This window comes from Terriglobia bacterium (assembly GCA_020072565.1).
GTDB lineage: Bacteria > Acidobacteriota > UBA6911 > UBA6911 > UBA6911 > JAFNAG01.
In genome coordinates this window covers 1-15,894 of the sequence record JAIQGI010000059.1, presented here as the reverse complement: position 1 = coordinate 15,894, position 15,894 = coordinate 1, and the positions used below count along the sequence as shown (strand labels likewise).

Below are 15,894 nucleotides of genomic sequence, written 5' to 3'. Positions count from 1 at the left end.
GAAACATATATAAGTTTTTACTAATGATATGTATACTCCACTTCCAAGAATGGGGCCACGCCCCCCCCGACGTTGACAATAGGCGATTTCCTATCACAGTCCTTATAATTGCATCACATCTCTGCCCGTGATTCCGCATTAACGGCTGGGCGTACCAGCCCAAAGCCACGTATATTAAAATCATTTAAATATCTAGTCAGCTAACATAAGAAATTACTAATAATAATTGTTGCAATGGAGCTTCGTCAGGATGTCTGCGACAATTCCCTCAGTTATTTTACCGGAGCGTTGATCCTTTTTTTGAACAATTCGCACGTGCGCTCCAGGTTTGATATCCGCTCGATTCCTTCCGTCCATATGTTCCTTTTGCGATTGTCCCTTTTATTAGAAAGGGACGGTAGGACCCTTCCACACTACATCTTCTCGGGGCCTTGCTCTTCCTATTGCTGCCCTTGCGTCGCACCATCCAGTACCTCGAACAGTGTCCCCAGCCGTGGAAGGACGCTGCCGCAATCATGCTCGGGACTGGAATGAGACCGGGAGAAGTGTTCTCGCTGAGACGGGAAAATATTATCCTGGGCGAGAACGGTGGCTTGATTCACGTCCTGGAGGGCAAAACGAAGGCAGCTCAAAGGTCGGTGCCCCGGAAGCGGCTAGTCACCGAGGGTGATCACCACGAAAATGAGGAACAAAATGAGGAAGAGGAACAGCCCGTTAAATAGTGGAATTCAAAAGGCTTTATGGTGCGCCCGGCAAGACTCGAACTTGCGGCCTTTTGATTCGTAGTCAAACGCTCTATCCAGCTGAGCTACGGGCGCATCCTTTAGCTGCAATAACTTACAGGACCGAATGTCTCTTCGCAACCCCAAATTTGACCTGGGAACCGGGGAACCGGGGACTGACGACGGCAAGGTGCTGATCAGATAATATTTCGACAACTTTTCACCCTCAAGACTTACGCTTACAGCAAGAAAACAGGCTTGATTATTGCCTGTAAGGCGGATGACTATGCGTGACTAATCTCAACAGCTCGGGAGAGTGGGAGCCGTGTTGTCGGGAATCATTCTGATGCGTCGGGCGCGGGCCTTAGCTTGAAAAATGGGCCCGCAATTTTGATTCTACGCCCCTCAAAGAGGCATCTGAAGTGCGGTTCCACAAGCGCATTCAAGCAGTTGCCGTCGTCAGTCCCCGTCGCATACTTAAGTTGACGGCATTGGGTCCGACCTCTACCTGCCACCAGGCGAAAAAGGGTTGGGCGAGAACGTTTATCGGACCACTTGGGCGGGCACGGCGGCCACCGCCGACATGCGGTGGGTGCCGAAGGCGGCGAACGCGGCCACCCCCTGGTCGCCTGAAACGCGGATGTACCCCGAGTTGATGTCCAAGCCCAGAATGTCCTTGAAGTACTCCTGCTCGGTCAAAAGCTTCGAGATGCGCTGCCCGGGTGGGATCACCAGGGTTCTGGAACGTATCGCAGAGCCGGTCTTATCGAAGAGCTGCATCTTCAGCGTGGCCGCGTTGTCGCCAGGATTTACAATCGTAACACCTGTCCACCACGTCGCGTTCGACGCAACCTGGCTGAACACCAAATCACTCGTGAGTGTCTGCACCAAGGGAAGAGCGGAACCTAACGTTCTCCTGGCCGGATCGCCAAACGTCGCGCTGCCGATGAGTGGAGCCCCAGCGGGCCCTGAGCTCCTGATTGCCACATATCCCTGGACCTGGACAGAGCCGGCCGCCACGAAAAACTTCGGGTCGTCGATGTAGGTTTTCCCCTTACCTGGAATTGTCACCGTGCGCGCAGATCCAACCTGAGCGCCGTCGTCGCCGATGAAGCGCAATTCGGCGGTTGCCTCCTGGTCTGACGGGTTGACAATCGTGAGTGTCGTGCTCCAGTCCTGCCCGCCGGTGACGTACTGGGGACAGAAGAGCGAGGCCGCGCCGCCGGACGAATCCTGCCCGTCCAGACCCGCTATGAACTGCGACACTTTGCCCATGTTTTCGTATGGAACCACGGGCTGATCGGACCGGACCCTCAGATAATCGGAAGGAGAACAGACAAGCTCGGGGAAAAGCGACGTGAGCGGTTCCGCCAGTGCACCCTTGGGTGGAATACTGCGCGCGCATTCGCCGCGTGTGATGCCGCCTGGATCCACCAGTTCGAAACGCACGTTCGCGGTTTCGAGATTCGGATTGGCCACGTGAATTTGGGTGGAACCGCCGGGCGTGATTTCAGTGAACAGCCAGGATCGAAGAGTTTTCGAAAAAGCACCTGCTCCGTCAATGGTCGAGAGGCTCCTGTTGAACGTCAGGAAGAAGCCGTCGATTCTGGCACTGCTTTCAACCTCGAACCAGCCTACAGGCTGAGCTGCCGCGAGGCCTTCCCCCCAAAGTTCGACATCCAGGATCGAAACCTGCGCGCCCGCCTTTAGAGTCCGAGTCGCGGGATTGGTAATGCCGCTTCCGGAAATGGGTGTGCCATCAACTCCATAAGCGGTGAAAGCCAGTTCTGCATCAGTGGCGTCCAGGTTGACGATGCCGACCCCTGTGGCTTCGCTGGGATCGCTGTCTGAACTGACGTACAATCCTCGGTCGGTGCCGGCATAGACCACTCCGGGATTCTGCCGATGGGTAGCAAGCACCGTGGCGAATTCCGAATCGTCGGATCCCGTCCCCATCGGGCTCCAGGTGACTCCGCCATCTGTGCTCCGGACCACCTGGGCGTTGAGCACGGCGTAGATGTCATCGGGGCTGATCGGATCGAGCGCAAAGATGTTGGCGCTACCGCTGCCACCCTCGGCCGGCATCCATAAGCTTCCATCACTGGTACTGCGGTAGATTCCGGAACCTGTGGCAGCCAACAGCGTGTAGCGATGCTGCGGCACGACCGCCAGAGCATGTGGCATGGCGAACAATTTTGAGGGCGCCGACCAGTTCAGGCCGCCATTGGCGCTCTTGAACAGATTATCCCCCGCAGCAGCATACATGATGTCGGGATTCTGAGGATCAACGGCCAATGACTGCAGACTGCAGTCGATAGACCATCAAGCCAAACAGAGATCAACGCCATTATCGATCCAGGTGGTGCCACCATCCCGACTTCTGTAAAGGGTATCTCCTGCAAGAAAATCTACGATATTGCCATCCGCAGGATGGATTTGGAGGGAGCTGCAGTAATTCCAATGCCCAATCCGATCCCACGTTGTGCCGCCATCTGTGCTCCGAATGAGAACCATCTCCCATGAAGGCGGAGTCTGAATCACGGCAAAAACGATTTCGGGATTTAACGGGTGCACGCTCAGAGCCGTAGCTACACTCCGCTCGAGTATCGGAGTCCAGCTCCTTCCCCCATCCGTGCTTTTAAAAACTCTGTTTGCCGTGACATCCTCGTTCCCGGAAGCAATGGCAGCATACAAGATATTGGGATTGGAAGGGGCGATGGCCAGGGCACTCACGTTACCCCGCAGCCCGCAACTTGTCCAAATGTGGTCCGGATACGGGACGACCGATTTTCCAGCAACTAGTCTCGGGAAATAGAGAGTAGTGGCATTGCCGCCGGAGGCATTGGCAGGAGTAGCGCCACTCTGCCGATCCTGCGGGCCGGCACTGGCCCAAGATTTTGAACTTGCCGGCTGGTGTGTCAGGAGGGCGATCCAAAGCAATAGAAGTAACCGCATTCCTGCAGAGTGTCGCTTCATGGCAATGCCTCCCCATCGAAGATAGAGGAAACAAAAACTCCAGTGGAGTCGATGCGTGTCACACCGAAGCGTCCATACCTTCGGCATTGTAATTATTGATCAATTATATTCCTGACTGCCGTGAATAGTAAATGGCCGGTTCGGCCACCTCTCAAGAGCCGGGCGGGCGTCCGGCGGCCACACCGAACTCGCGCTCCAGGGCGATGCCGGCACGTTCGAGCAACCCCTAATCAAAGAGCCGAGCGATCAATGTGATCCCGTGGGGCACACGTCGCTTTGGCGAGATAGTCGGGAGCGGGTGTGCCGGATCCGGCGCCCAATCACTGCGCGCCTTCTCCACCTCGACGAAGCCCGCGCGCAGCTTCAGGGACGAGTGCCCTGTGAAATTTGTGATGGTGAGGATCTCGTCGCGCAGCGAAGGGACGAACAGCAGGTCGACGCCCGCAAAAATGCGCGCCATTTCCTGGGTGACCTTGCGACGCAACCGGTCAGCCTGGACGAAATCGACGGCCGATAAAAAGCGCGCCTGACGAAAAATGTTGGGCCAGGCATCGGGCACCTGCATCTTGAGGGCCTCGGCGCCATGGGAAAGGGTGAGCTCCTCGAATGCGGCGGCAGCCTCGGCAAAAAGAATGATGCCCAGGGAGACGTAAGCCCAATCGGGGAGCGACACCTCGACGGGGACCATCCCGGCGCGCTTTGCGGTCTCGAGCGCCGCCCGGTCCACCTCCGACGCCGGCGGCGCCGCTATCCATATCGGGACATAGCCGACGCGCAAGCCCTGGACGCCGGCGGTCACGTCAAAAGAGGAAGCGGGCGACAAAATGAGCCAGGCCCAGCGCCGATCCGATGCCGATGAGGAGGGTGCAGTGTTCGCTCCTGCCGTCCCTCGATCAGCGCGAAAGCGCGGAACATATGACGGAATTCTCTGTTCCGTTGCGACAGCGCCGGGGGTGGACTATACTGGGTTTCCCCCAGAAAGCGAGGAACGATCGCCATGACGTTATTCCAGGCCTTTCTGGTCCTGTGCCTGCATTTCCCGCCGACTTTCGCTGCGCCGCGGCAACAGCCCTGTCCCATGCCCCAGGTGGCCGCGGCCTCGCGCGAAGCCAACATCTTCACGCCGGAGCAGGCCGAAATGCTGGGCGGCATCGTGATGCAGCAGGTTTCACGCGAGTTCAAACTGGTGGGCGACCCGGCCCTGAACGAGTATCTGCAGAACATCGCTGACCGCATGGCCGAGGTGTCGGGCGTGGGCAAAGTGCGGGTGGCGATGATCGATCTGCCCGAACTGAACGCCTTCACCTTCCCCGGCGCTCGCGTGCTGCTCTCGCGCAAGCTCGTGTCGTTTGCGCGCACCGAGGACGAACTGGCCGGCGTCCTGGCGCATGAATTCGGGCACATCGTGAGCCGCGATTCGGAACGCGCGGTCTCTGCAGCGCTCTCGACTCCATGAGTTTCGTGCTCGCGGGACTGCTCAGCCCGGAGAGCAACCGACACTTTTTCCAGATTCAGTTTTCCCCTGACGTCCGCTGCCTGCTGGTGGCGAGGGGCGACACCTATGTGGCGCTGGACCTGACGAAATTTACGACGTTCTCGATCCCGGGTGCGGTTCGCGACCGCATCGGCGAATCCTTCTCGTTTCTGGGCAACGATCGCATCCTCGGCCTCAACATGGACAACTCAAGGGAATCGGCCATCGTCACATTCCCGCAGGGCCAGGTGGTCGCCAGGCTGAAGCTCGGGGCGGGGACGTTGATCGCGGCGACCCATGGAGACGGTTACTTCGTGGTACGGCCGATCGCGAACGCCCCGGTCGGCATCTTCAACGTGAAGGAAAACAAGCTTGTGCTGGCCAATCAGACTGCCGGTTTCGACATCTACGATGGATATTTTCTCAGCGAACGCAAAAGCGGCGAACTGGGCCTGTACAGGTTCGACACCCAGGGTCCGGTGAATGCGGTTATGATCCCGACCGGGCCGCTGGGGCAATTGCGGGCGGCTGAAGTGTCGGCAGATTTCGGGCTGCTCGCGATCTCGCAGCGGACGCGCGGCGCGCTCTGGGACCTGAAGAGCGGACAACGCAAGACCTTCGTGCGCGGCTTCCGCGGGGCCTATCTCGACGCCGACCAGTGCGCCTACCTGGATTCCCCGAAGGAAGACAAGGTGCAACGCGCGATCGTGCGTGTCAACGCGGCCAGCATGAGGGTCGACCCGCTCGTCGGCATCGAGCCTCCGGCCGGCGCCTCGACGGCAAAGAAGGATGCCACGACGGTCCCGCAGGGGAAGATGCCGGTCCAGACCACGATCACCGCCGCGCGCGTGGCACAGTACGGGCCATACCTCGTCGGCTGGCTCGAGGCCACGAAAGCCAGGAATGCCTCCAGCATCGTCATCTATGAAGCCAGGAGCGTCAAAGAGCTGTGGTCGCGTTCGTTTCCCAAAAGTGAGCCCGACCGAATACAGGCCGAAGGGCGCCACAACACGCTCGCCTTCTTCTGGCATCTCAACGGCGAGGGCGGTCGCAAAATCCTGGATGCCAACCCCGACCTGAACGCCCAGTTCAGCGCCATGAAGACGGGGAGGGAAAACGTGGATGTGGCCGAGGTGGTCGACTTCGCCAGCGGGAAACCGCGTGGCAACCTCCTGATCGATCTCGGCAACGGGAGCCTCCGGGTGCAGTCCATCGTGACGGTGGGCGACAATATCGTGATGCGCGACAACCAGAACCGTACACTGGTGTATTCGCTGGCGACGGGAAAGCAGCTCGGACATGCGTTCGGCACGCCGATGGAAGTGTCCAAAGACGGGTCTACGGTGTTCGTGCAGAACAATCCCGGCGAGGTGACTCTCTATTCGCTGCCGCAGATGGAGAAGCGGGACGAAATGACGTTCTCCTCGCGCGTGGTTTTCGCACGCTTCAGCGACGATGGCCGCCGGTTATTCGTGCTGACGGAAGACCACACCGCATACACCATCGCTGTTAAGGAACCGGGGACAGGCGTCCCTTATTGCCCGGAGTTATCACGCAAGCTAAATCATCGCCCGCCGCGTTGAAAATGTTACTCCCAAGTGGCTCATCACCGGACCGGAATCGGCGAGACAGTGATTGCATCCTTGATGAACGGCCCGTCAAGGTCATCTCCGGTGCGGCGACACAATCGATGACTCGGCTGCGCCCAGCGTGCACAGGAGTCCATTTCGTGCGGTGGCTCCCAGTAGCGGTCGTTACTCGATAATCGGTGCTTGTATTCCCTTGACAAGCAGCCAAAGGCCCAGACCGACTTCGAAGATAAAGCCCGGTGGTCCATAGTAGGCGGGAGTCACGACGGTCGTCAAACCGGGGAACACCATAAAGGCCAACATGAGGATTGCCATCACCAACGACGAGAAGATTCCCAAAGCGGCCAGTCCTCGAGGGATGTAGCGCGACTTGAACCACAGCCAGGCAAACACGGTCGATCCCACTGCGAAAAATACGATCCCGATTTGATATCCGGCCGTGTGCACGCGGAGGAACGTGTACGCCAGCGCCTGCAACTGCTGCGTGTCAAACGCGCGCAAGTAATCGGCGCCGCTCAGGAGCGACAAGGCTGCAAAGTCGTTCACGGTGATCACCGCAATAACAAAGCATTCGCCGAGCCGGCAGAACGCCGCAAACAAGGCCACGTGCCTGTTAATGGGCTTGAGCACGACGTAAAGAGCCACGACCAATAAGACACCCACGAACCCGATCACATCGCAGACAGTGCCGATGCGAAAGAACCGTTCGGATGCCACAATGTTCCTGGCGGTCTGCACAGCATCACCGCTGACGATCAGCTGACCGCGCACATAGAACACCCCAAAGACCGAGATAAACGTCGTGAACAGGTAAATGAAGCCGGCGACTTTGGCAGCGGTATGTTGTGCCGGTTCTATAGTACGGACTGTCATATCGGGTCTTCCTCCTGAACTGTGCTCATACTCTTTACCTCTTTAGCGGGCGATTGAATCAAGGGTGCATGGCGCGCTACGATCGCCGTTCCTCCGCTGCGCTGGCCTGCTCCTTCCATCGTTGAACGAAAGATGCGGAAACAGGCCGGGAGGGCGGAGCGGAACACGAGCGCCATTCGTTACGCTTCGCCGGTGGGCGCGGGTTCTTTCTCACCCTCGCCTGAGTCGCGCCCGAATCGGCTGCGGCCCATATGGCGCTTCGGTCCCCAATGTCGCCCACCCCATGACTTGAAGAGGATGTGGGAAAGCAGCACCACCCCCCACGCGTGCCAGTAATCAATCCTCGACAGACTGAAAATGTCCGGCATGAGCCAGTTCCAGAGCAGCATCACGACAAGTCCGTAAAGGAACGTGAAGCCCGCCGCCATCGCAATCATGCCTGATACGATGAGGATCTTGACCGGAAGCCGCAATTCCTTGAATTTTTTGAGCATACTTACCTCCCTGCCCTTCGGGCGATCAATTTTCCAGATATTCCTCGAGCGCCGCGCGGAGCCGTTTGATCGCGTAGCGCTTGCGTCCCAAGAGCGTGTTGATGGACGTGCCGGTCGCTTTGGCCATGGCCTCGAAGGTCTCGCCCCGGAACACGTTCCGCTCGATGACCTCGCGCTCCGGCGCCGGAAGCTCTCCGAGCGCGAGTTCGAGTTCGTCCTCGAGCGCCGCGCGCCAGAGGGATTCGAGCGGCGAGAGCTCGCGCTCGTCCACCACCTCGTCGAGGAGTCTTTCGGACGGGGACGCGGTGATCCCCTTGCGCCGCTGCTTGTTGCGATACCAGTCCGTGATCCGGTTCTTGAGCGCCGTGAAGAGCCACGCGGCCACGTTGTGGATAGGCTCCATGCTGTCGAGGGAGCGCAGCGCGTTGAAGAACACGTCGTGGAGGATATCTTCGGCCTCTTCGCGATTCACGTGGCGCTCGGCGTAGCGGAGCATGTGTTCCCGCTCCGCCCGGTACGCCTTCTCGACCTGTTTTAGCATCTTTCGTTACCCTTCGGTATTATTGACGCTGCCCGCGCGTTTTTAGTATGAGGAATGCGGCGCTACTCCGCGGACGGTGTTTCCGAGCGATGGTGCATCGAAAATCGGGTCCATGCCAGGATTGGTTGCCATGGCTTCCGCGTTCTGCGCCTGAATGCCGACATAATCCCGGTGCCTGGTTATCCTGTCCTTTTTTGTAATGTCGTTTCTTGCATGCACGCAGGGACAGGATAACCAGGCACCGATATACTCACGGGAGCCTCAATGGAGGCCCGAAGGGCCGAAATCCCGGCAGGTAACCTCGATGCGGACCGAATTCCACACTGATTTGTTTTCAAGTCTTTACGCGGCGCTTATGCCGGTTTTATAGCTAATTTGGACAGCGCGAAATTCTCAGTGTCGCCTCTGCTGTGCCGGCTCGCCGATTTTTCTTGTCAACCGGCGCAAGGCGTACGTTGTATACATGATAGAAGTGGAAATCACGGGCCGATGGAGACGCACCGGCTCACTGAATGGTACAACGGAAAGGAGCATGTCTCATGATAAACAATATCCTCATGAACGGGTTCGTGGTCGTGATTGCCGCGATCGTCATCGGCCTGGTCCTCATGATCTGGATGATGCTCCGGCGCAAAGCGCGGCAGGCTGGTTATGCCACACTCGGCGCCTATCTGCGCGCCGCACCGCGTTCCGACGCGGAGAAGCGGGACGCCGTTGATCTCGCCCTCAAGGGCCTGGTCATTTGTCTGCTCGGGCTTATCTTATCTCCATTCCTGCTCGTCGGGGTCATCCCGTTCTTCTACGGCGCGCGAAAGGTTGCCTACACTTCGATGGGGCTCGGGCTCGTTGATGACGGCGATCAGCCGCAGGCATGAGCGTAAGCGCTTCTGAGGATCGGTTCAGCATGAAGGAAGGCCGGACTACAGCCGTGGCGCCGGAGACGGGGGTTGCAGTCGCGGCCGTACGCGCAGTCCGCCTGGGCGATCGGGAAGCGTATGGCCGGCTGGTAGAATTGTACCAGGGGCGGGTCTTCGGTCTTGCCCTGATGATGGTCCGACACCGTTCGGGAGCCGAGGAAGTGACGCAAGATGCCTTCCTTCGCGCCTTCACACATCTGGATCAATACGATGAGCATCGCCCGTTCTATCCCTGGATCGCGACCATTGTGGTTCGGCTGGCACAGAACTGGCTGAAGCGCCACGCACGCGTCAGGATGCACGAACCGGCTGCGCTCGAGCCGATCCACGGGCCTGCCACAACCACCGATGTGCTTGATGAGCTCATCATCGACGAGCGCGGCCGGCATCTGTGGGGATCTGTGGCAGGGCTCCCTTCCGGTGAGCGCACCGCGGTCATCCTCTACTACCGTGATGAGATGAAGGTGCGTGACATAGCTCGCGCGCTCGGCGTGACAAGCGGCACAGTGAAAACATTACTGTTTCGCGCACGGCAGCGGCTGCGCCGAACCCTGGACGACGCCGGCGCAAACCATCAGGAGGAATCCACATGACATGCAAACAGGTTCGCGCGCTAATGAATGCGCTGCCTCTCGCAGAATATCCACGGGCTCAACTCGAGGCCGCGGAACGCCACGCGAGGAATTGCAGAAAGTGCACACCTGTCGTGACATCATCGAAGGCACTGGACCTTCAGTTGTCGCGACTGCCTGAGCCGCCGCTGCCCGCAGGACTCGAAGCAGCCATTCTTGAGCGCATAGCACTCCAAGGTCGCGCAGTTGCGCCCCTCTCTGGGGCTGATTCCGTATCGGCGGTGATCAAGCAGGAGCGCTTTTCGTTGGCAGCGGCACTGACGGGACTTGCCGCCAGCCTCGGTGTACTTGCGTACTGGTTGGTTGACGGACGTGCTCAGATTGATCTCACCTCGTCAAGGATCGGCGGAGCGACGATGGACATCATCCACATGCCAGGAGCATTTCCGGCCTTCCTGGTCCTGGCGGTTGGTCTCCTCATCTACGTCACTGGTCTTATCGTGCCACTGTTCGGTCCTGGCAGCGTCAGCCGGAACGGGGCCTGGAATGAATGATCGAGTTTGCGAAAAATCAAAAGCGCGGGCCCTTACATGGCGCCAAAAGGCAATCCGGGACTATCGGCAGTCCTTATGGCGAATCCAGAAGCGCAGTCTACGGATCAATCCACTTCTCGCTTGATTCTTGTTGAATAGGAGGATAAAAACGCACAAAACAAAGGAGAAAACAGGATGCGAACAGGTATCCGGATGTGCCGTGCCGGAGGATTATTTCTCCGGGCAGGGTTGCTCTTCTTCGTGGTTTTGCTGTCCTCCCAAATCAATTCTGGAACGGTCGCCTACGCCCAATTGAAGCCGGGCCAGGCTTCCGCCCAGCCTGTTTTCCCCGGGAAAACCTGGGACAAGATCGAGAAGCCGGAGTCGATCGGCTATTCGTCGGAGCGCTTGAACGCGCTGCGGGCATGGGTCGGTTCGCTGGATACCACATCGATGATGGTGTCGGTTGGTGGCAAGTCGCTTTTTGAATATGGCGACATGACTCACCTGAGTTACCTGGCATCCGTGCGCAAGAGCCTGCTGGCCATCATGTATGGGAAATATGTCGAAAACGGGACCATCCAGCTCAGCAAGACCCTTGGAGAGATCGGCATCACAGACGTCGGCGGATTGCTCCCCCAGGAACTCCAAGCCACCGTCGAGAATCTGATCACGGCGCGCTCCGGAGTCTATCACCCGGCCTCCAACAGCGGCGACAGCACCGCCAGCGCTCCGCCTCGAGGATCTCAGAAACCCGGCACCTATTATCTCTACAACAATTGGGACTTCAACGCGGCCGGGGCGGTATTTGAGAAACTCACCGGCGAGGACATCTATGATGTCCTGGAAACCGAGCTGGCCAAACCGATCGGCATGGAGGACTTCAATCGCTCGGCGCAGCGGAAGAGCGGTGACGCCACTCGGTCGCAGCACATGGCATATCACATTTTTCTTTCCGTGCGCGACATGGCCCGAGTAGGGCTTCTGATGTTGCGCGGCGGCCAATGGAGCGAAAATCAGGTCGCGTCGCGCGCTTGGGTGAAGCGGATTTCGAGCCTCGTGACCCCCTTGAACGAAATGAACCCGCCCGGTTACCGATCGTTGGGATCCGGAAACCGTTGGGGATATGGCTGCATGTGGTGGGTGTGGGATGCTCCCAATTCCCCCGGTCCATTTGAGGGTGCATTTACGGGTATTGGAGCCGGCGGGCAGTACATCACGGTTATCCCGAAGCTCGACATGGTAGTCGCGCACAAGACGGACACCAGCCAGAGATCGGCTCATGGACAACGGAACCGGTCCGTCACACAATCTGAATACGACGCGATTCTTCGCATGCTCATTGCCGCCCAGTGCCCCGGCGGCAAGTGCAGTGAGGTCCAGACGAACCGTTAGGACCGGCAAGATTTACAGCGTGGGGATGGGGGATGCGGGATGGGGATGGGGGACTGACGACGATAAGTGCCGAAAAAATATAGGGAAAGTCTAAAAGCACTCGTTCCAGAGGGACGTTAGCTTCAATTTTCGAGGCTGTTTTTTCAGTCTAAGGCTGCATCGGCCCTCCGAGCGGAAGGTCTCCAGAATCTTGCCTGATAGCATAGCATCCAACCTGCTCCCGCACAGACCAGCAGGTTTCGCCCCATCTGATAGTTTCCAGTTTCTTTCGATCCCTCATCAGTGCTGCGATCCGTAGTACGAATCCTTCGCTCCCGACGGCAATACTCTCGGTCCAAACGGGCTCGCGCTGCAGGCTCCCGGACTTTAACCTCTCTGCGAGCCTGGCATCGTACCATTCAGCGAATCTGCATTGATCGGTCACTCCCCCAAGGTGCACTAACCCTTCAAGATCCAAGATACGATAGCGTTGTCGAAAGCCCATAATCTCCTGATAACCGCACCAAAGCCAATCCCTGGGGTGACCCACCACACTCGCGCGCACCATGTTCAGATCTATGTAGTTCATGCAGTTCCAAAGATGGTCGCCGTCTTCAATCAGGGTGCTGTGATAGCGCTCACTCCAAAAGGTTCCGCTCTTTCCTTTCCTGCGGTTGTAGCTTGAAGCAAATTCTCCTTCGAGATGCCTCATCATTTCGCTGATCCTGTTTGGCCGCACCGCAACCAACAACAGATGCGTATGATTCGAAGTGATGCAATAGTTCAACATCCGGATCTCAAATTGCCGCACGGACTGCCATAGCCTTCTGCGGTATTCGGCGCGCACAAGGTTGAATCGGAGAAAGAAACTGCCGTTGTGACATCGGTGCGTCAGATGATAGATATATCCCGGCAGGAGGATGCGTGCGGATCTGGGCATCGGATTTGTTCCTCTTTGATCAAAATCAGGGTTCCTATGGAAGGATCCGATGTTCATCTATTCAGAAGACCCGCGTGCTGCAAGGATCCTTCCCCCCCACGTTAACCAGACACCCATGATGTTTCGCGCGAGGAGAGATTATTTCCTCTTATTCTCAAATTTTGGGCCTGATTTTTTGATTTAAACGCTTCCGAGGGCCCGGTGATTCGCCCAATTCACATTGGATCATTTGGTTGCCGTCGTCAGTCCCCTCGATTCCGCGCCAGATTCAGCTGGCCATGCGCTTCAACTTCTAAAAACGAAGATGCCGCCTGATCGATTTTGGGCGCTATTTTTCACTCTGAAGGAAACCTGGGAAATTTGCGGCATCTATCGCCATACCTTTCTATTTCGCCCCGGAGTCTGGATGCCCCGAGCGCCAAAACGAGGAAACGGGGTGGACGTCCCCATGTTTCCAGTCTGATCGGCTCCGTGACTGCCGATCCCGCCGGACTCGTCACAATGCGCAGCCGCATCGGCGCCGGCCGTATCGTCGACATGCTCAGCGGCGAGCAGTTGCCGCGCATCTGCTGACAGGCGGTGGTGGAGCCTGTCTCCGCACGCGATTCATATCCCCGCAGCCCCTCTGCCAGGAGACCGAAGGTTTGTCCGGCACATCCTTCCTGCCCGCGATGAACATTATGCGCCTGACTCGCGTCTGATATGATAGAGGAAATCCCCGCGCATCGCGGCACTGGAGGTAGGATGTATGACAATTCCTATCGTAGGAAGCTTCATTCTATTGCTCCTCAGCAACATGATTGCCACGGCTCCGCTACACCCCGTACCTCACGCACAGGACGTCATCCCCTCCCAAACCAGCCTGTTTCCGGTGTTCGGGTCTGACGCCGGCGAGTTCGTCGGCCTGTCATTGATAAACACATCCGTCGCAAGAAATGATGTGGCCGTCACATGGACTGACTCGGAGGGGACGGTTGCCCGGACGGGATCCCTGTCGTTGCCCTCGGGATCCCAGCGCGTAGCCCTTGTCAGGGAGATTCTCGACCTCCCAGCGGAACTGACTGAGGGATGGATTCGCATCGACTCCTCGGAGGCGGGTCTTCTGAGTTACATGACAACAGGTCGTGACGGGATTGTGGACGCCACGGCGCCTGTTTCGCGGTCGTCCACCGCGATCATCCTGCCCCACATCGCTGTTGCCACGGGATTCATGGAACTGGAGCACACGGATACTCTGGTAAGCCTGGTCAATCCCGGAAGTGCCGCGGCGAACGGGCAGATCGAGTTGATCGGCTTGGACGGTCTCACCGTCGGTAAGCTTACCGTCTCTATCCCGGCGCATGGCAGTCACACGTTGCGTGTTTCTGAGGCATTTCGCGATGTGCTGCCTCCGAACCCGGTGGGGGGACGGACTTTCCACGGCTACATGAAAGCCATATCCGATTCGGGACTTGCGGCCTGGCTGCAAATCGAAACGCCGCTCACCCGGAGGTTGCTGTACGGCTGCAGCATGGATGAAATCGTCCCGGAGCGCCTGGTGATGGTGAGTCATTTTGCTTCCGGCAGCCCTGCCCTGTATCGCTCAGAACTCAATCTTATCAATGCCGCTGACGCGCCCGTGACCCTGGACATGGTGGCGCAAGATGATCGTGGAACAGGTATCGGGCAGCCGGCACGCCGCGCGTTGAAGCCTGGGCAGGCTTTCCGTGAAGATGTGCTCAGCCTTTTCGGCGTCGTCAGTGTAGCGGTGTTCCCGCCTCCGTTGCTCACCGGGTACATTCGCATCCGTGCATCAGGCGGCGGAACGTTGCAGGTGATCGGCGATATCAACATCACCTCCGGGTCCGACACGGCGGCGATGCTTTATCCGATCGGGGCTCCATCCTATTTCAGTGCGACGCTGCCCTTCGTTATCAACGATTCTGCTTTCTATACAGGTTATGCGATCGCCAATCCAAACGAATTGCTCACCGTGCAAACGGACATCACGATCGAGTTGTTCGATCCAGAGGGCCATCCCGTCGGCCCTCCTAGACATGTCTCACTGTCTCCCACGGCGCGCTTTGTCAGCCTGATCGAAGAAAAAGTCCGTAGCGGATACCTCAAAATAAACTCAAATGGACCGATCGCCGTGCTCGGAAGCATAGGCAGCTGGAACAGCAATGTGATCACGCCTCTTCCCGCCCTTCGATGAGTCCCTTGGACGGAGTCCCGGGGACGTAATACTTATCTTTGCAGTTCCATGTTTCATGGAAGCAATGCTCATCCATGAATGTCGACTGTAAGAGGTCACCAAGTTCCTCTTCATTTAACAGGAGCATCATATTTTCTTTTAAGCCATGCTTCAGGGACAGGGATAATACAGATATTCATTGAGCGGTTATTTTCAGAAAGCATCGCTGATTGGATTTCAATTCTTGTTCCATCAGGACTGAAAGTGGGATGGGGATGATCGGCTGCAGTGGCCTTATGTCCGGATGAGAGCAGGATCATTTCGTGTGAATGCCTGTCAATCAGATATATACCCCTTGAAAAATCATCCCCGACCGCCCAACGGCCATCTTCGGATCCATTGACATGCCATAAACCGCTGCCTGATGGCGTTTGACCGGCAATTGTCATCTCTCGGGTCCTGAGATTGACGATACCTAGACCTGTCGGTTTTTCGCGCGTGCCCGACGGGCCCCATGCTGTTTCCTGACCCGGATTTGCCGGATCTACCGGTTTCTCGGGTATGCCGATCTGGCGGTGTAAGGTGTACCCCATTGTCTAGACAGAAAATCGATCTTCTTAAGGTGCTTTCGCTACCGGGTGTTTTTGTCTTGACATCAGAAAAAGAAAGACCAGTAGGGCCTGTGGGAAATGTGGGAAAGTCTCGCTGCTTTTTGC

General features: G+C 57.6%; 14 protein-coding genes, 1 tRNA gene and 1 pseudogene. 7 read left to right on the top strand and 9 right to left on the bottom strand.

The genetic code is table 11. The features are described from left to right. Positions 1-216: 216 nt before the first annotated feature. The 4 genes from LAP85_25355 to LAP85_25340 all read right to left on the bottom strand — a co-directional run bounded on the left by LAP85_25355 (position 217) and on the right by LAP85_25340 (position 4,623). A complete protein-coding gene (locus LAP85_25355; protein MBZ5499740.1) occupies positions 217-357 on the bottom strand; it encodes a YwbE family protein in 141 nt (46 codons plus the stop codon). 384 nt (positions 358-741) lie between these two features. Continuing rightward, positions 742-818, bottom strand: a tRNA-Arg gene (locus LAP85_25350). A gap of 447 nt (positions 819-1,265) precedes the next feature. Continuing rightward, on the bottom strand, positions 1,266-3,017 hold the full coding sequence (locus tag LAP85_25345; GenBank protein MBZ5499739.1) for a hypothetical protein: 1,752 nt from the start codon (positions 3,015-3,017) through the stop codon (positions 1,266-1,268). A 907-nt stretch (positions 3,018-3,924) separates the two neighbouring features. Further along, the gene (locus tag LAP85_25340; protein ID MBZ5499738.1) at positions 3,925-4,623 is read right to left on the bottom strand and encodes an amidase; all 699 of its coding nucleotides are present in this window, start codon (positions 4,621-4,623) and stop codon (positions 3,925-3,927) included. Between the two features lie 72 nt (positions 4,624-4,695). Between LAP85_25340 and LAP85_25335 the strand changes: the two genes are divergently transcribed. Together LAP85_25335 and LAP85_25330 are read left to right on the top strand one after the other, a co-directional pair. Next, positions 4,696-5,154, top strand: a complete 459-nt coding sequence (locus LAP85_25335) for a M48 family metalloprotease (GenBank protein MBZ5499737.1) — start codon at positions 4,696-4,698, stop codon at positions 5,152-5,154. Next, the gene (locus tag LAP85_25330; GenBank protein MBZ5499736.1) at positions 5,151-6,755 is read left to right on the top strand and encodes a hypothetical protein; all 1,605 of its coding nucleotides are present in this window, start codon (positions 5,151-5,153) and stop codon (positions 6,753-6,755) included. Before LAP85_25335 ends, LAP85_25330 begins: the two co-directional genes overlap by 4 nt. Before the next feature lie 171 nt (positions 6,756-6,926). Here the strand turns inward: LAP85_25330 and LAP85_25325 are convergent, their stop codons facing one another. From LAP85_25325 to LAP85_25315, 3 genes are all read right to left on the bottom strand, one after another. Next, positions 6,927-7,634, bottom strand: coding sequence for a DUF4386 domain-containing protein (locus LAP85_25325; protein ID MBZ5499735.1), 708 nt, complete (start codon positions 7,632-7,634; stop codon positions 6,927-6,929). 179 nt (positions 7,635-7,813) lie between these two features. Next, complete coding sequence (locus LAP85_25320) at positions 7,814-8,128, bottom strand: hypothetical protein (GenBank protein MBZ5499734.1); 315 nt, start codon at positions 8,126-8,128, stop codon at positions 7,814-7,816. Between the two features lie 25 nt (positions 8,129-8,153). After that, positions 8,154-8,669, bottom strand: coding sequence for a sigma-70 family RNA polymerase sigma factor (locus tag LAP85_25315; GenBank protein ID MBZ5499733.1), 516 nt, complete (start codon positions 8,667-8,669; stop codon positions 8,154-8,156). Positions 8,670-9,208: 539 nt separating this feature from the next. Here LAP85_25315 and LAP85_25310 point away from each other — a divergent pair. The 4 genes from LAP85_25310 to LAP85_25295 all read left to right on the top strand — a co-directional run bounded on the left by LAP85_25310 (position 9,209) and on the right by LAP85_25295 (position 12,086). Continuing rightward, positions 9,209-9,544, top strand: a complete 336-nt coding sequence (locus LAP85_25310; protein ID MBZ5499732.1) for a hypothetical protein — start codon at positions 9,209-9,211, stop codon at positions 9,542-9,544. Between the two features lie 29 nt (positions 9,545-9,573). After that, the gene (locus tag LAP85_25305) at positions 9,574-10,179 is read left to right on the top strand and encodes an RNA polymerase sigma factor (GenBank protein ID MBZ5499731.1); all 606 of its coding nucleotides are present in this window, start codon (positions 9,574-9,576) and stop codon (positions 10,177-10,179) included. Then, a complete protein-coding gene (locus LAP85_25300; GenBank protein MBZ5499730.1) occupies positions 10,176-10,712 on the top strand; it encodes a hypothetical protein in 537 nt (178 codons plus the stop codon). The genes LAP85_25305 and LAP85_25300 overlap by 4 nt, the downstream gene beginning before the upstream one ends. A gap of 174 nt (positions 10,713-10,886) precedes the next feature. After that, complete coding sequence (locus LAP85_25295) at positions 10,887-12,086, top strand: beta-lactamase family protein (protein ID MBZ5499729.1); 1,200 nt, start codon at positions 10,887-10,889, stop codon at positions 12,084-12,086. 148 nt (positions 12,087-12,234) lie between these two features. On the opposite strand, the gene LAP85_25290 is transcribed toward LAP85_25295, so the two are convergent. After that, on the bottom strand, positions 12,235-13,005 hold the full coding sequence (locus LAP85_25290; GenBank protein ID MBZ5499728.1) for a transposase: 771 nt from the start codon (positions 13,003-13,005) through the stop codon (positions 12,235-12,237). A gap of 748 nt (positions 13,006-13,753) precedes the next feature. Here LAP85_25290 and LAP85_25285 point away from each other — a divergent pair. Continuing rightward, positions 13,754-15,199 (top strand): hypothetical protein, encoded by a 1,446-nt coding sequence (locus LAP85_25285; GenBank protein ID MBZ5499727.1) that lies wholly within the window; start codon positions 13,754-13,756, stop codon positions 15,197-15,199. Between the two features lie 110 nt (positions 15,200-15,309). On the opposite strand, the pseudogene LAP85_25280 reads toward LAP85_25285, so the two are convergent. Then, positions 15,310-15,717 (bottom strand): annotated as a pseudogene (locus LAP85_25280) (hypothetical protein). Positions 15,718-15,894: the final 177 nt, after the last annotated feature.

Bases quoted from the DNA above. Each gene is read 5' to 3' on its own strand.
- LAP85_25305 (MBZ5499731.1), top strand. From the start codon at position 9,574: ATGAAGGAAGGCCGGACTACAGCCGTGGCGCCGGAGACGGGGGTTGCA.
- LAP85_25300 (MBZ5499730.1), top strand. From the start codon at position 10,176: ATGACATGCAAACAGGTTCGCGCGCTAATGAATGCGCTGCCTCTCGCA.
- LAP85_25320 (MBZ5499734.1), bottom strand. From the start codon at position 8,128: ATGCTCAAAAAATTCAAGGAATTGCGGCTTCCGGTCAAGATCCTCATC.
- LAP85_25310 (MBZ5499732.1), top strand. From the start codon at position 9,209: ATGATAAACAATATCCTCATGAACGGGTTCGTGGTCGTGATTGCCGCG.
- LAP85_25315 (MBZ5499733.1), bottom strand. From the start codon at position 8,669: ATGCTAAAACAGGTCGAGAAGGCGTACCGGGCGGAGCGGGAACACATG.
- LAP85_25330 (MBZ5499736.1), top strand. From the start codon at position 5,151: ATGAGTTTCGTGCTCGCGGGACTGCTCAGCCCGGAGAGCAACCGACAC.
- LAP85_25290 (MBZ5499728.1), bottom strand. From the start codon at position 13,005: ATGCCCAGATCCGCACGCATCCTCCTGCCGGGATATATCTATCATCTG.
- LAP85_25335 (MBZ5499737.1), top strand. From the start codon at position 4,696: ATGACGTTATTCCAGGCCTTTCTGGTCCTGTGCCTGCATTTCCCGCCG.
- LAP85_25295 (MBZ5499729.1), top strand. From the start codon at position 10,887: ATGCGAACAGGTATCCGGATGTGCCGTGCCGGAGGATTATTTCTCCGG.
- LAP85_25285 (MBZ5499727.1), top strand. From the start codon at position 13,754: ATGACAATTCCTATCGTAGGAAGCTTCATTCTATTGCTCCTCAGCAAC.
- LAP85_25355 (MBZ5499740.1), bottom strand. From the start codon at position 357: ATGGACGGAAGGAATCGAGCGGATATCAAACCTGGAGCGCACGTGCGA.
- LAP85_25325 (MBZ5499735.1), bottom strand. From the start codon at position 7,634: ATGACAGTCCGTACTATAGAACCGGCACAACATACCGCTGCCAAAGTC.